Genomic DNA, 16,002 nt, shown 5'->3' on the forward strand with positions numbered 1-16,002 from the left:
CCTTTCGCGTAAACCCCGCCGAGCATGGCTCGGCGCTACTGCAGCGCTGGGGCCTCCACGCCGCGCCCGCGCGCCCTGCGGATCAACTGGCCGGCTGCGCTGCGCGCATCGTCCAGCACCGCGTAGATCGTCGGCAGGAACAACAGGCTGACCACAGTGGAGAACGCCAGCCCACCGGCAATCGCACGGGCCATCGGGTAGTACGGCGGGCCGTCGCCGAACATCTGCGTGTCGGTCAGCGAGATCGGCACCATCGCCAGGATCGCCGTGCCCATCGTCATCATGATCGGGCGCAGCCGCTCGCGTGATCCTTCCACCAATGCCTGCGTACGCCCCATGCCGTTCCGGCGCAGGTTGTTGATGTGCTCGATCATCACGATGCCGTTGTTCACCACCACCCCCATCAGCACCAGAATGCCGATGAAGGACATGATGCCGAACGACGTGCCGGTCAGCCAGAACAGCCAGAACACGCCGAAGATCGAGAACAGCACACCGCTCATGATCGCAGCCGGGAACAACAGCGATTCGAACACCGCCGCCATCACCACGTAGATCATCACCAACGCGATCACCAGATTGAACAGCATCTGCTGCATGGCCTCGTCGTCGTTGCCGAAGTCGCCGCCATCGAAGCTGAAGCTGTAGCCCGCCGGGAAGTTCATCGGCTTCAGAACGGCTTCGATCGCCTTCCGACCATCGGGTGCGGTGATCTTTTCAGCAAGGTTGGCCTTGATGGTCAACGTCGTCTGTCGGTTGGTCCGACCGATCTGCGTGGCCGATGACACGATATCCACCGACACCAGACTCAGCAGCGGCACGGTGCGGCCATCGCCCGTGCGTACGCTGAAGCCGGCAAGGTCTTCAGGCGTGCTCTTCTCGGCACCGGCGAAACGGACCCACACCGGCACCTCGTTGTCACCGCGTCGGAACTCCCGCATGGGCGCGCCACGCAGCGCCAGGCCCACGAAACTGGCGACCTGCTCGGCGTTGAAGCCGAACGCCGAGGCGCGCTCGCGGTCAACGCGGATCGCCAGTTCGCTGCCCTTCTCCCCGTTGTCGATGCGCACATCGCGCAGTTCCTTGCGCTGGGCCAGCAGCGGCAGCACTTCCTCGCCGATCTCCTGCAGCATCGAACTGGAATCACCGACCAGCTGCACCTGCACGCCGCTGTTGCTGCTGCCGGAATCACCGCCCTGGTTGCCGACGAAGTAGTCGGCCCGCGCGGATTTCGGCAGCCCCTTGCGCATTTCTTCCTGGATCGCCTTCAGACCACCCGCGTGCGCCTCGTCGACTGTAACGATGGTCGAGCTGCCCTCTTCCTCGCTGTACCAGGAATACACCTGGGTGATGTGCAACCGCTCGCGGTTGGCGTCCAGCCAGTCCTCCACGCGCTTCACTTCATCGGACATCTGCCGGTAGGTGTAGGCGCTCTTCCACATGTAGCCGATGAACACGTCCTTGCCGCCTTCGCCGCCGAACATGTCCACCTTGGTCAGCTTCATCGGCACCAGGCTGACCAGCACCACCAGCAGGATGCCCAGCAGGCTCCAGCCACGGTGGCGAAGCGTCCAGTCCAGCAGCACGGCATAGCGGTCCTGCAGGCGCGCGATGACGCCCGTTCTGGAATGCAGCAGCTTGGGCGTATCCATGCGCGCGGACAGCATCGGGATCAGGCTCACCGCCACCAGCCACGATGCCAGCAGGGACACCGAGATGGTGATCGCGATCTGCGACATGAAGATGCTGATGTTGTTGGTCTCACCGAACAGGTTCGGCAGGAACACGATGCAGTGGCACAGGGTGCCGGCGCTGAGCGCGATGGCCACGTTTCGGGTGCCGATGATAGACGCCAGCCGCGGCTGGTCGGGTATCCGTTCGCGCTCCTGGTAGATGCTTTCCACCACCACCACGGCGTTGTCGACCAGCATGCCGACCGCCAGCAGCAGCCCCATCATGGTCAGGATGTTCAGCGTCACCCCGACGAAATACATGAAGCCCAGGGTGATGATGAAACAGATAGGGATGGCCAGGGTCACCATCAGGGTGGACGGCCAGTGGCGCAGGAAGAAGAACAGCACGGTCACCGACAGGATCAGGCCCACTGCACCGGCTTCGGCCAGTTCCAGCAGCGACGAGGTCACCGTCTTGCCCTGGTTGTCGATGACTTTGATCTGTACGTCGCGCATGCTTGGCTGCGCGCGGATCGCTTCCACTTCGGCCAGTGCAGCGCGCGACACCTCCACCAGGTTCGCACTGCGTTCCTTGAATACATCCAGGCCGATGGCCGGGTTGCCATCCAGCCGGCGGCCGTAGCTCATCCGCGTGGGCTTCAGGCGCACCTCGGCGATGTCACCCAGCCGCAGTCCCTTGGCATTGATCACCAGGTCGCGCATCTCCTGCAGGTCGGTGATTTCGCCTACCGGCTGCACGCGCACGCGCTGGCCGTTGTCATCGATCTGCCCCGCCGACAGCGAGAAATTCAGGGTCCGCAGACGGTCGCTGAGGTCGTTGATGCTCAGCCCATGCGCGTTGAGGCGGTTCGGGTCGATGGCGATCTCGACCTCATTCGGTGGCGCACCGGAAATGTTCACCCGGGCCACGCCGGGAATGCGTTCCAGCCGCCGCTTGAACTCGCGGTCCAGCATGTCATACGCACCGGTCAGGTCGGTGTCGCTGGCAAGCCGCACCTTGAGCACCGGTTCGTCACTGCTGGACCACTTGAACACGTTGTAGCGCTGCAGGTCATCGGGCAGGTCGCTGCGGATGGCATCGATGCGTTCGCGCGCGTCGGACGCGGCGATGGCGATGTCACGGTCCCAGTCACTGAACTCGATGAAGATGCTGGCCCCTTCCGATGTCGCCGAAGAGCGCATCCGCTTGATCCCGGTCATCGTGGCCAGGCTTTCCTCCACCGGCCGGATCACCGTGCGTTCGACTTCTTCCGGCGTGGAGCCCGCGTACGGCACCTGCACGAACAGGAACGGTGCGGTGATGTCCGGCAGCGCTTCCAGCGGCAGCCGGAACGAGGCGATCAGGCCCACCACCACCAGCGACACGAAACACATGATGGTGGTGACCGGGCGGCGGATGGAGAACTCGGCAATGCTCATGCCGCGCGCTCCGGGTGACCTTCGACGGCGGACCCGTACGCCAGTTTGCGGCCGCGCTCACGGTAGTAGGCATCGCCCTTGCGGTCCATCAGGTCGTACACCACCGGGATCACCAGCAAGGTCAGCAGCGTGGACACCAGCAGGCCGCCGATCACGGTGATCGCCATCGGCGCGCGCACTTCGGCCCCCTCGCCCATCGCCACAGCCAGCGGCAGGAAGCCGAACAAGGTGCACAGCGTGGTCATGATGATCGGACGCAGGCGCGAGCGAGCGCCTTCCACCAGCGCCTCGTGCTTGGCTACGCCGGCTTCGCGCAGCTGGTTGACCTTGTCGATCAGGATGATCGCGTTCTTGGTCACCAGCCCCACCAGCAGGATCAACCCGATGAACACCACCACCGAGATCGGTTTGCCACTCAACAGCAGTGCCAGCACCGCACCGACCAGGGCCAGCGGGATGGTGAACAGGATGACGAAGGGATGCAGCAGGGATTCGAACTGCGAGGCCATCACCAGGTACACCAGGAAGATCGCCAGCCCGAAGGCGAAGATCAGCGAGCGTGCGGACTCTTCCAGCTCTTCGCCCTGGCCCCCGATGTGCATGCCCACCGCAGCGCCCAGCGGCTGCTCGGCGACCATCGCCTGCACTTCGCGCATCGCCGCGCCCAGGTCGATGTCGCGCAGGTTGGCCGACACCACCGCCACCCGCGTCTGGTCAGCGCGATGGATCTCGCTCGGCCCGGTGGTGGCCACCACTTCGGCCACGGCATCCAGGGTCACCGGTCGGGTACTGCCCGGATTGACGATCAGCCGGCGGATGCTGTCCACGCTGGCCCGGTCGCCTTCCTGGGCCCGCACCAGCACGTCGATCTTGCGGTCACGGAAGCTGTAGCGCGTCGCCACGTCACCGCGCACCTTCTTGACCACCACATCGGCGATCTGCCGTGTGGTCAGCCCTAGTGCACCGGCACGTTCCTGGTCGAAGCGGATCTGGATTTCCGGGAAGCCTTCTTCCACCGTGGATTTGACGTCAGCGTAGTGCGCGTTGTTGCGCAGCATCGCCGCCAGCCGTTGACCGGCCAGCTCCAGCGAGGCCATGTCCTGCCCACGCAGTTCGATTTCCAGCGGCGTGGAGAAGCTGAACAATGCCGGCCGCGCGAAGTCCACCTGCACCCCCGGGTGCGTGGCCATGGTTGCGCGCAGCCGATCGCTGATCGCCGCTTCGCTGCGTGCGTTGCCGCCGCCTTCCATCACCACGGTCAGCTTGCCGATGTTCTCGCCACTTTCGGTCGGACTGGCATCCAGCCGCGTGCCCGCGCCGCTCACACCGTACAGCGAGGCGATGCCTTCACCGGCCGGTTGCTTGCCGTCGCCGTGGGTCAGCTGCAGTTCGCGCACCAGGGCATCGGTCTGCTTCAGCGGGGTGCCGGCCGGCAGCTTGACCGTCATTTCAAAGCGATCCTGCGCCAGTTGCGGAATCAGGTCCGCACCCAGCATCGGCACCAGCGCCATCGTGGCAACGAATGCCAGCGCGGCCAGCCCGAGCACCTTGCCCGGATGGGCCAAGGCATTGGGCAGCAGGCGCAGGTAACCGCGCTCCGCACCCGCATAGGGCTTCATCGCGACGTCGCTGGCTTTGCGCATCACCGGGCCGACCACGGCCACGATGCCGCGCCACACCCGCACCACCAGCCAGGCCGCGCCGAAGAAGGTGTACCGGATACCGGCCATGGCCCCCCGCCGGCCGCCCGCTACCGGCTTCAGCCAGCGGTTCTGCGGACGCCATGCGTCGGTCGCCGGTTCTTCCGGGAATGCCAGCGGAGGACGTCCTTTCAGCGAGCTCAGCATCGGAATCAGGGTCATCGACACCAGCAGCGAGATCGCGATGGCGATCGCCACGGTCAGCGCCTGGTCGCGGAACAGCTGGCCGGCGATGCCATCGACGAACACCAGCGGCAGGAAAACGGCGATGGTGGTCAGGGTGGACGCTACGACCGCCATGCTGACTTCGCGGGTACCGGCAATGGCCGCCTGCAGCACCCCCAGCCCGCGTTCGCGTGCCTTGGCGATGCTTTCCAGCACCACAATGGAGTCATCGACCACCAACCCGGTCGCCAGTGCCAGGCCGCCCAGCGACATCACGTTCAAGCTCAGGCCCAACTGGCCCATGAAGAAGAACGTGGTGATGATCGAGACCGGCAGCGACAGGCTGATCACGAAGGTGCTCCAGCCGTCACGCAGGAACAGGAAAATGATCAGGATCGCCAGCAGGCCGCCGATCACCGCGTCTTTCTTGACGTCGCTGATCGCGTGCTCGATGAAGCGCGACTGGTCTTCGATGGTGGTCAGTTCGGCATCGGCCGGGAAGGTGGTCTTGATCTGCTCCAGCCGCGCGCGCAGCGCTTCGGCCGTGGTCACGGTGTTGGCGTCGCCTTCCTTGTAGATCGCCAGCTCCACCGCTTCCTTGCCGCCGAGGCGGATGATCGCTTCGCGCTCCTTGTAGCCCTGGCGCACGGTTGCGACGTCCTTCAACCGCACCGGCACACCGTTGGCCACCACGCTGGAACTGCCGCCGGATGCACTCTGCGCCGCCGATGCCGCCGACATCGCCGCATCCGAGCCGGTGGCCGCTGCGATCGCGAACATCTGCGCCATCGCCGAGGCGGCAGCGCTGCCGTTGGACGACTGGCTGGTGATCAACAGGTTGCGGATTTCTTCGAGGTCGGCGAACTGGTTCACCGTCCGCACCAGGAAGCGCTGCGACCCCTCTTCCAGACGCCCGCCGGAGATGTTGACGTTCTCCTCCTTCAGCCGCTGGATGACCGTGTCGATCGGCAGGTTCAACTGCGCCAGTTTCTGCTGGTCGATGTCCACCTGGATCTCATCTTCCAGGCCGCCACCGACCTTCACCGCGGCCACGCCAGCCACCGGCTCCAGCTTCTTCTTCAGGTCTTCGTCGGCGTAGCGACGCAGGCCGGTCAACTCACGGATCGCCTCGGCATCGCTGGCCGGTGCTTCCTTGCTGGATATCACCAGGCGCATGATCGGTTCGGTCGACGGATTGAAGCGCAGCAGCACCGGGGCCTTGGCCTCCAGTGGCAGGTTCAGCGCTTCCATCTTGTCGCGCACTTCCAGGCTGGCCTGGTCCATGTTGGTGCCCCACGCAAACTCCAGCACCACATCGCTCTGGCCGGTGCGCGAAATGGACTTCAGCTTGCGCAGGTTCTTGACCACCCCGACCGCTTCTTCCACGGGCTCGGAGATCAGGGTTTCGATTTCAGACGGCGCCGCGCCGGTGTACTCGGTGCGCACGGTCAACGTGGGATAGCTGAGGTCCGGCAGCAGATTCACCTTCAGGCTGCCCAAGGCGATCAACCCGAACAGGATCAGGGTGACCGTGCACATGGCGATGGTCACCCGGCGACGCGTGGCGAACTCCACCAGGCCGCCGCCCATGCTGCCGGGGCCGTGACCCTCGTGGGGGTCGCGACCGTGGTCGTTACCGGCCGATGTCATGGGGCGCTCCCTGCCTTGGTCGCCGGCGTGGCCTTGGCCACCTGCTTGGGATCGGCGGGCACGATGACCTGCACGGCCGTGCCGTCGCGCAGCGCGACCTTGCCGGCGGTCACCACCTGATCGCCGGCGGCCAGCCCTTCGCGCACCTCGATCCACGCCCCTTCGGCGTAGCCCAGGCTGATCGGCACGCGCGCGACCTTGCCGGCACGCACGCGGAACACGGCCGGATCCCCATCGTCCAGCAGCGCCAGGCGCGGTATCACCAACGCATTGGCGCGCTGGTCGTAATCGATGCGGATGCGGCCGAACATGCCCGGCTGCAGCGACTGCACGCCGCCGTCGAAGGTACTTACCACACGGAAGGTGCCACTGCCCGAATCCACCACCGGCGAAATGCGGTCCACCTGACCGGTGAAACGCTGGCCGGGCAGTGCATCGGCCAGCAGGGTCACCGGCTGGCCGGCACGCAGCGTTGCCAGCTCGCGCTCGGGTACGTTGAGCGTAGCTTCCAGGCGGGAGTTGTCGACGATGCGGAAGATCGGCGTATTGATCTGCACGAAGTTGCCGGTCTTGATCGAGCGCGACGCGATGACCCCGCTGATCGGTGCGGTGACCGTGGTGTAGGACAGTTCCAGCGTGGCCAGCCGGTACTGCGCGCGGGCGTTTTCCACGTCGTAACGCAGCTGGTCGACATCGGCGGCGCTGACCATCTGCTGGCCGACCAGCCGGTTGGCGCGCTGGTAGTTGTTCTCCAGTTTGCGCATCACCGCCTCGCTCTGGGCGACGGCCAGGCGCGCGCGGTCCGGGTCCAGGCGCACCAGCGGCTGGCCAGCACGTATCTGCTGGCCTTCTTCCACCAGCACCGCCAGCGCTACGCCGGACGTCTTGGCAACGACCTGGGCTTCAGCGCGCGGTTCCAGTGCCGCCGTGCCGGTATAGCTGGCCGCAACGCCGCGATGGCTGGCCACGGCCACTTCCACCGGCACGGACTCGACCTTCTTCTCGTCGGTCTTGCCATCCTTGGTTTCCGCTGCCTTGGCTTCGGTGTTGGGGCCCCCTGCGCAGCCGGACAGCAGCAACGAGGTGGAGATGAGCAGCGCGGCGGCGCAGATTCCGCTGCGGCCGGCGGGCAGGAAGGCATGGCGTGACATCGTCGGGTCCCTGGGGATGCGTGAGCAGGTGTGGTAGCAAAGTAATGCACCACCTCACGGGTACACCATATCCCAAAGGTCACGGTGACTTCACGCCGCCGGTCGGCTGCTGCCCATTTCAGCAACATGAAATGAGCCGCTATACTCGGGCCGTTCCGAACCCCACGCCGGAACGACCAGACCCGAATCCCGGAAACGACATCATGCGCCCGCAGCCGCTCGCCGCTTGTCTTGCTCTGGCCGTCCTCCTGCCCTTCGGGGCCGCCGTGGCCGCTCCTGCCCCTGCTTCACCCGCTACGGCTCCGGCCGCGCCGGCGCCGCTTCCGGCCCCGCAGGCGCCCGCCCCTGCCGCGGCGCTGACCGGCAATTTCGACAATGGCCGGGTATTGGCCTATACCTGCCAGGGGTGCCATGGCATCACCGGCTACAAGAACGCCTATCCCAGCTACAAAGTGCCCAAGATCGGCGGGCAGAGCGAGCAGTACCTGCTGCAGGCGCTCACCGAATACCGCCATGGCAAACGCCGACATCCCACGATGCAGGCGCAGTCGATGAGTTTCAGCGAACAGGAGATCGCCGATCTCGCTGTTTACCTGTCCACCATCAAGTAAGGCACGCCCACATGTCGAAAGCCGCGCCGTTCACGCGTCATGCCATCGCCTTGTCCGTCGCCGTCCTGCTGGCGGCCTGCTCGCCCTCGCACGAGGACAGCAGCACGCAGTCGCCCGCACAGCCGGGACAGGCCGCGGGTGATCTTCCAGCGCCCTCGTCGTCTGCCGGCCTGCCGGCTGGACGCCTCGCCGCCGGCGAGGCACGTGCGCAGGCCAAGGGCAAGGCCACCGGACAGAGCTGCATCGACTGCCACGGGGCCGACGGCAATTCGCCGATCGATCCGACGTACCCGAAGCTGGGGGGCCAGTACAGCGATTACCTCGCGCATTCGCTGCAGGCGTACCGCAGCGGCGATCGCCAGCACGCGCTGATGACCCCGCAGGCAACGGGCCTGAGCGATCAGGAGATCGCCGACCTGGCCGCCTATTTCGGCTCACGCCCCACCCAGCTGCGCGACCTGCACGGCCTGAAATAGCCGCAGGTCGGACATGCCCGTGCACGGGTAGAGCCGAAACGGTAGAGCCGACTCCAGTCGGCTGCACTAGCGGTAGAGCCGACTTCAGTCGGCTGTTTTGTACAGCAAGCAGCCGACTGAAGTCGGCTCTACCAGGGCACAGGCACAAGCGCAGCCCCAAGCCACCGCCCCGTCACCGATAGCGCCGACCCATGGTCGGCGAGCGCAGCGGCCCCGGTATTCACGCAATCCGGTAGCGCCGACCCATGGTCGGCGAGCACAGCGGCCCGGATGTTGACGCAATCCGCCGAGCATGGCTCGGCGCTACCACCGCCCACCCCCGAGCGGCAGCACATCCCTCAGGCGTCCAGCTCCTGCCAGCGGGCGTAGGCCGCATCCAGTTCGGCCTGCACCTTCGCCAGCTTCTGGTTGTGCGCGGCCATGTCCGGCGCGCTGCGCTGGTAGAACGCGGGGTCGTTCATCGCGGCGGTCAGGCCCTCGACGTCCTTCTCCAGCGTTTCGATCTTCAACGGCAGCTGCTCCAGCTCGCGTGCATCCTTGTAGCTCAGCTTGCGCTTGGCCGGTGCAGCTGCGGCAACGGCAGGTGCAGCCGCCACGGCAGGCCGGCTGGCCAGCACCGGCGCGTTGAGCGCCTGCGCCGCCACGAAGGCCGCATGGCGCTGCCAATCGGTGTAGCCGCCCACGTAGTCGCCGACCACGCCATTGCCTTCCATCACCAGCGTGGAGGTCACCACGTTGTCCAGAAAGTCACGGTCATGGCTGACCAGCAGCAACGTGCCGGTGTAATCGCCCAGCAGCTCTTCCAGCAGCTCCAGGGTTTCCACGTCCAGGTCGTTGGTCGGCTCATCCATCACCAGCAGGTTGGACGGCTGCGCGAACAGCTTGGCCAGCAGCAGGCGATTGCGTTCACCACCGGACAGCCGCGTGATGGGCGCGCGTGCCCGTTCCGGCGTGAACAGGAAGTCCTGCAGGTAGGCATGCACGTGCTTGCGCTTGCCGTTGAACTCGATGAAATCGCGGCCCTCGGCCACGTTCTCGATCGCCGTCCAGTCCTCGCGCAACACCGCGCGGTACTGGTCGAAATACGCGATTTCCAGGTTGGTGCCGGCACGCACTTCGCCGCTGTCCGGTGCCAGGTCGCCCAGCAGCAGTTTCAGCAGCGTGGTCTTGCCGCTGCCGTTCGGCCCGATCAGGCCGATACGGTCGCCGCGCAGGATCGTCGCGGAGAAGTCGCGCACCATGCAACGCTCACCGAAGGAGAACGACACGTCCTTGATGTCGATGACCTTCTTGCCGGAGTTGGCCGCCTGGGCCGCTTCCATCCGTACGTTGCCACTGAGGTCACGGCGCACGGAGCGCTCGCTGCGCATCGCTTCCAGACGGCGCACGCGGCCTTCATCGCGGGTACGGCGGGCCTTGATGCCCTGCCGGATCCACACTTCTTCCTGCGCCAGCATCTTGTCGAAGCGGGCGTTTTCCTGCGCCTGCGCGTTCAGCCGTTCCTCGCGGCGACGCTCGTAGTTGGCCCAGTCGCCCGGCCAGCTGGTGACCTGGCCACGGTCGATCTCGACGATGCGGGTAGCCAGTGCACGCAGGAAGCGGCGGTCATGGGTGACGAACACCACGCTGCCGTTCCAGTTCTTCAGGAACATTTCCAGCCAGTCGATGGCCTCGATGTCCAGATGGTTGGTCGGTTCGTCCAGCAGCAGCAGATCCGGGCTGGACACCAGCGCGCGGCCCAGCAGCACGCGGCGCTTCATGCCGCCGGACAGGCGCGCGAACTCGGCATCACCGTCCAGGTCCAGCTTGGTCAGCGTTTCGCTGACGCGCTGATCCAGGCCCCAGCCGTTGGCTGCATCGATCTTCGCCTGCACCGCGCCCAGCGCGTCGCCGTCGAAGTCCTCGGCCATGCTGAGGTGGTGGAATTCGGCCAGCCACTGGCCCAGCTCGCCCAGGCCCTCGGCGACCACGTCGAACACGCTGCCGGCGGCACCGATGGGCACCTCCTGTTCCAGGCGCGTCACGCGGACGCCCTGCTGGATGCGGACTTCGCCGTCGTCGGGCTTGTGGTCGCCGGACAGCAGCTTGAGCAAAGTGGATTTGCCGGCGCCGTTGCGGCCGATCAGGGCGATACGCTCACCCGGTTCGATCGACAGTTCGGCTTTTTCCAGCAACAACGGGCCGCCGACGCTGAAGTCGACGTTCTGCAAGGTAATCAGAGGCATGGGGCTATTGTACGGGGTCGGATCGCTTTTCTGGGGAAAAGGGATCAGGCCCGGCGCGGACCCCGTACAATGCGCCATGAATGAATTCTCGACCCTGCCGCTGAGCCCGGCCCTGCAGCCCGGCCTGGAAGCGCTTGGCTACACCACGATGACCGCCATCCAGGCGCGCGCCCTGCCCCCCATCCTCGACCGCCGCGACGTGATCGCGCAGGCGCCGACCGGCAGCGGCAAGACCGCCGCCTTCGGGCTGGGCCTGCTGCAGGCACTGGATCCGGCCACCCAGCGCGTGCAGGCGCTGGTGCTGTGCCCTACCCGCGAACTGGCCGACCAGGTCGGCAAGCAGATCCGCAAGCTGGCCACCGGCATCCCCAACATGAAGCTGCTGGTGCTGACCGGCGGCTCGCCGCTGGCCCCGCAGCTGGCCTCGCTGGAAGCCCACCACCCGCACGTGGTGGTCGGCACCCCCGGCCGCGTGCAGGAACTGGCGCGCAAGCGTGCGCTGAACCTGGGCCAGGTGCGCACCCTGGTGCTGGATGAGGGCGACCGCATGCTGGACATGGGCTTTGAAGAGCCCATCCGCGAGATCGCAGGACGCACGCACAAGGATCGGCAGACGATGCTGTTCTCGGCCACCTTCCCCGATGCGATCCGCGCGATCGGCCGCGACGTGCTGCGCGAACCGGTGGAAGTGACCGTGGACGGTGCCGACGACGCCCCCGACATCCGCCATCTGTTCTGCGAAGTAGAGCCGGCGCATCGGCAGAAGGCGCTGGCCGGCCTGCTGCTGAAGTACACCCCGGAATCGGCGGTGGTGTTCTGCAATACCCGCAAGGATGTCGACGAGGTCGCCAACTCGCTGCAGCAGTTCGGCTTCTCGTCGCTGGCCCTGCATGGCGACATGGAGCAGCGCGACCGCGAGGAAGTGCTGGTGCGCTTCGTCAACCGCAGCTGCAACGTGCTGGTGGCCAGTGACGTGGCTGCGCGCGGACTGGACGTGGAAGATCTGGCTGCAGTGATCAACTACGAACTGCCGACCGACATCGAGACCTACCAGCACCGCGTGGGCCGCACCGGTCGCGCCGGCGCCAGCGGCATGGCGATCAGCCTGGTCGCGGGCCGCGAGAAGTCGCGCGCCGAGGCACTGGAAGCGCAGCGTGGCAAGCCGCTGGACTGGCAGAAAACCCCGCTGGCCACCTCGCGCCCGGATGAACTGCCGCAGGCCGCCATGCGCACCCTGCGCATCGACGGCGGCAAGACCGACAAGCTGCGTGCAGGTGACATCCTGGGCGCACTGACCGGCGATGCCGGACTGGCGGGCAAGCACATCGGCAAGATCGCGATCTATCCCACGCGCTCCTACGTGGCGATCGCCCGCGACCACGCCAACCGCGCACTGGGCAAGCTGGAAGAAGGCAAGATCAAGGGCCGCCGCTTCCGCACCCGGGTGATGTAAGGAGTCACGCGCCGGTGCTCTGGTTTGCTTCGGGGCTGGTTTGCGTCTGGTAGAGCCGACTGAAGTCGGCTCTACCGGATTCCGGCCGATCGTTTGTTCCGGGCGGCCGTGTATTTCCGGCCGACCGCGCATTCCAGCCGACCGTGCATTCCGGTCGGACCGGCGGGTCCCTCAGTACACCAGTTCTGCGTGCAGCGGCAGGTCGGCTTCCCAGCGGCCGCGGCCGCCCAGGCCATCCAGCTCCACCAGCACGCCGGCACCCACCACGTTCACGCCCAAGCGCCGCACCAAAGACAGCGCCGCCACCAGCGTGCCGCCGGTCGCCAGTACGTCATCGATGATCGCCACCCGCGCACCGGCCGGCAACGCGTCGGCGTGCACTTCGATGCAGTCGCTGCGGTATTCCAGCGTGTATTCCTCGCGCAGCACCTTGCCCGGCAGCTTGCCCGGCTTGCGCACCGGCACGAAGCCGATACCCAGCTCGTGTGCCATGGCTGCGCCCAGGATGAAGCCGCGCGACTCGATGCCGACCACCGCATCCAGCTGCAGGTCACGCCAGCGTGCGCTCATCGCCTTGACCGCGGCGCGGAAATCATCGCCGTTGGCGAGCAGCGGCATGATGTCCTTGAACAGGATGCCCGGCTTGGGGAAATCAGCGATGTCGCGCAGGCGCGATGCCCACTGCGGTTCGACGGATGCGTCGGTCATTGCAAGGCCAGCGGAGTTGGCGGCATAGGGTAACAGGCCGATCGTCGCCCTGCTTCCAGTGCGCAGCCCCGGTCGGCGCCGGTGCCGTGTCGCTGCGTTCCACGCGTGACGCGTCGAGCACTCTCCAAAATCGCACACACGTGCGATAATCGCCCCTGCCGGACATTCACCTCGTTCCAGCGCACAGTGCAGCGATGCCCTGTCGCCCCTTCTGATCCGCAGGGAAGTGAATGCCGACGGTCCCCGCCACGCGTCCGCGCGCGCGGGCCTGCCCGACCCCGCGGCCGGGTTTCGAACGTAGAGGTTCATGCAACGTGGACGAGAAAACGAAAAGCCCGGCGCTGTGCCGGGCGCTGGTCATCCTGACCGGTCTGCTGGTCGCTCTTTTTGGCCTGGTGCTGCTGGTCGGCGGTGTGCGCTTGCTGCTGCTTGGCGGCAGTGGCTACTTCGCACCGATGGGCGCGGCCTCGCTGCTGGCCGGTGTGCTGATGCTGCGGCGACGCCCGGGCGGCGCGCTGCTGTACGCGCTGGCCTTCCTCGCCACCATCGCCTGGGCCCTGGTGGACGTGGGCCTGGAGTTCTGGCCGCTGGTATCGCGGCTGGTAATGCCGGCGGTGCTGGCCCTGCTGGTGGCCCTGACCTGGCCGGCGCTGCGTCGCGCTCGCGGGCTGGCACCAGGCAGGGGCGGCTACGTGATCGCCGGCCTGCTGCTGGTGGGACTGCTGGGCACCGGCGCCTCGGCCTTCCGGGAGCGCCCCGTGGTGGCCGCCGAGGGCACACGGCCCCCGATCACGCCGGTCGCCGAAGGCACCCAGCAACGCGACTGGGCGCACTGGGGCAACACCACCGCAGGCACTCGTTTCGCCGCGCTGGACCAGATCACCCTGGACAATGTGGATCAACTGCAGGTTGCCTGGACCGCGCATACCGGCGACATACCGGAGAGCAACGGCTTCGGCGCCGAGGACCAGAGCACGCCGCTACAGATCGGCGACACGTTGTTCCTGTGCACTCCGCACAACCGGGTGATCGCCGTCGATGCCGATACCGGCCGCCAGCGCTGGGCCTTTGATCCCAAGGCCACCGCGCCCAATTGGCAACGCTGCCGCGGGCTGGGCTACTTCGATGCCAGCCAGCCGCTGGCGGGCACGGCGGCGGCCACCCCGACCGCTCCCGCACCGACGCCGGCAGCAGCCGGCGCCGCGCCGGCGCTGTGCGAAAAACGCATTCTGATGACCTCCATCGACGCCCGCCTGTTCGCACTGGATGCGGCCACGGGTGCGGCCTGTACGGACTTCGGCAGCAATGGCGTCGTGGACCTGAAACAGGGCATGGGGGAGATCAAGCCGGGCTTCTTCACCTTGACCGCCGCCCCGCTGGTGGCCGGTGACCTGGTGGTGGTCGGCGGCCGCGTGGCCGACAACATCGAAGTCAATGAGCCGTCCGGCGTGGTCCGCGCCTACAACGTGCGCACCGGCGCGCTCACCTGGGTATGGGATCTTTCCAAAGAAACGCCGGACGTGCCGCTGGATCCGTCCATCCACTACACCCGCGCCACCCCGAACGTGTGGACCTCGATGGCCTACGACGCCCAGCTTGGACTGGTCTACCTACCCACCGGCAATACCACGCCGGACCAGTGGGCCGGCGAGCGGACGCCGCAGGATGACAAGTACAGCTCGGCCGTGGTGGCGCTGGACGTGGCGACCGGCAAGGAGCGTTGGGTCTACCAGACCGTCCACCACGATCTGTGGGATTACGATCTGCCGGCGCAGCCGACGCTGACCGATGTCCCCGACGGCAAGGGCGGTACGCTGCCTGCCCTGCTGCAGGTCACCAAGGCGGGGCAGGTGTTCATGCTCAACCGTGCCACCGGCCAGCCCATCGCCGAGGTGGCGGACGTCGCGGCGCCGCAGGGCAACGCAGAGGGCGAGCGCTACGCGCCGACCCAACGGCTTTCGGTGGGCCTGCCGCAGATCGGTGCCCAGACCCTGACCGAGTCGGACATGTGGGGCGCCACGCCCATCGACCAGATGCTGTGCCGCATCCAGTTCAAGCAGATGCGCTACGACGGCATGTTCACCCCGCCGGGAGAAGACCTGGCGTTGCAGTGGCCGGGCTCGTTGGGCGGCATGAACTGGGGCAGTGCCTCGGTGGACCCGACGACCGGCTATCTGTTCGTCAATGACATGCGCTTGGGACTGTGGACCAAGCTGATTCCGCGCGCGCAGATGACCAGTGGCGCTGGCGGCGTGGAAATGGGCGCGGCCTCGCAGACCGGCACGCCGTATGGTTCGCTGCGCGACCGTTTCCTGTCCAAGCTGGGCATCCCGTGCCAGAAGCCGCCGTTCGGCACGATGTCGGCGATCAATCTGGCGACCCGCCAGCTGGTCTGGCAGGTGCCGGTCGGCACCGTGCAGGACACCGGCCCGCTGGGCATCCGCATGCACCTGCCGATTCCGGTTGGCATGCCGACACTGGGCGGTTCGCTGGCTACCCAGTCCGGCCTGCTGTTCTTTGCTGGCACCCAGGACTTCTACCTGCGCGCCTATGACAGCCGCAGCGGCAAGGAAGTGTGGAAAGCACGCCTTCCGGTGGGCAGCCAAGGCACGCCGATCACCTACGTATCGCCGACCACCGGTCGCCAGTACGTGGTGATTTCCGCAGGCGGAGCGCGGCAGTCACCGGATCGCGGTGACTACGTGATCGCCTACGCACTGCCGTCGAAATAAGGCACCTGCAGGCACCGT

General features: G+C 66.6%; 9 protein-coding genes. 4 read left to right on the forward strand and 5 right to left on the reverse strand.

What is annotated here, in order from left to right:
- Window positions 1–35: 35 nt before the first annotated feature.
- From ICJ04_RS10865 to ICJ04_RS10875, 3 genes are read right to left on the reverse strand one after another with little or no spacing between them, the layout of a single operon-like run.
- Window positions 36–3,113 carry an efflux RND transporter permease subunit gene (locus ICJ04_RS10865; RefSeq protein ID WP_188324280.1) on the reverse strand — a complete coding sequence of 1,026 codons (3,078 nt, stop codon included), beginning with the start codon at window positions 3,111–3,113 and terminating at the stop codon, window positions 36–38.
- Window positions 3,110–6,628, reverse strand: a complete 3,519-nt coding sequence (locus ICJ04_RS10870) for an efflux RND transporter permease subunit (protein ID WP_188324281.1) — start codon at window positions 6,626–6,628, stop codon at window positions 3,110–3,112. Before ICJ04_RS10870 ends, ICJ04_RS10865 begins: the two co-directional genes overlap by 4 nt.
- Entirely contained in the window at window positions 6,625–7,779 is a 1,155-nt protein-coding gene (locus ICJ04_RS10875) for an efflux RND transporter periplasmic adaptor subunit (RefSeq protein WP_188324282.1), read from the reverse strand. The genes ICJ04_RS10870 and ICJ04_RS10875 overlap by 4 nt, the downstream gene beginning before the upstream one ends.
- Window positions 7,780–7,982: 203 nt before the next feature.
- Between ICJ04_RS10875 and ICJ04_RS10880 the strand changes: the two genes are divergently transcribed.
- A complete protein-coding gene (locus tag ICJ04_RS10880) occupies window positions 7,983–8,390 on the forward strand; it encodes a cytochrome c (protein ID WP_188327298.1) in 408 nt (135 codons plus the stop codon).
- Between the two features lie 11 nt (window positions 8,391–8,401).
- Window positions 8,402–8,866, forward strand: coding sequence for a cytochrome c (locus ICJ04_RS10885; RefSeq protein WP_188324283.1), 465 nt, complete (start codon window positions 8,402–8,404; stop codon window positions 8,864–8,866).
- Window positions 8,867–9,204: 338 nt separating this feature from the next.
- On the opposite strand, the gene ICJ04_RS10890 is transcribed toward ICJ04_RS10885, so the two are convergent.
- The gene (locus ICJ04_RS10890) at window positions 9,205–11,091 is read right to left on the reverse strand and encodes an ATP-binding cassette domain-containing protein (protein ID WP_188324284.1); all 1,887 of its coding nucleotides are present in this window, start codon (window positions 11,089–11,091) and stop codon (window positions 9,205–9,207) included.
- 76 nt (window positions 11,092–11,167) lie between these two features.
- On the opposite strand from ICJ04_RS10890, the gene dbpA reads away from it, so the two are divergent.
- On the forward strand, window positions 11,168–12,544 hold the full coding sequence (dbpA, locus tag ICJ04_RS10895; protein WP_188324285.1) for an ATP-dependent RNA helicase DbpA: 1,377 nt from the start codon (window positions 11,168–11,170) through the stop codon (window positions 12,542–12,544).
- A gap of 171 nt (window positions 12,545–12,715) precedes the next feature.
- On the opposite strand, the gene ICJ04_RS10900 is transcribed toward dbpA, so the two are convergent.
- The gene (locus ICJ04_RS10900) at window positions 12,716–13,252 is read right to left on the reverse strand and encodes an adenine phosphoribosyltransferase (RefSeq protein ID WP_188324286.1); all 537 of its coding nucleotides are present in this window, start codon (window positions 13,250–13,252) and stop codon (window positions 12,716–12,718) included.
- Window positions 13,253–13,566: 314 nt separating this feature from the next.
- On the opposite strand from ICJ04_RS10900, the gene ICJ04_RS10905 reads away from it, so the two are divergent.
- On the forward strand, window positions 13,567–15,984 hold the full coding sequence (locus ICJ04_RS10905) for a membrane-bound PQQ-dependent dehydrogenase, glucose/quinate/shikimate family (RefSeq protein ID WP_223202858.1): 2,418 nt from the start codon (window positions 13,567–13,569) through the stop codon (window positions 15,982–15,984).
- Window positions 15,985–16,002: the final 18 nt, after the last annotated feature.

It is taken from the genome of Stenotrophomonas sp. 169, from assembly GCF_014621775.1.
Taxonomy (GTDB): domain Bacteria; phylum Pseudomonadota; class Gammaproteobacteria; order Xanthomonadales; family Xanthomonadaceae; genus Stenotrophomonas.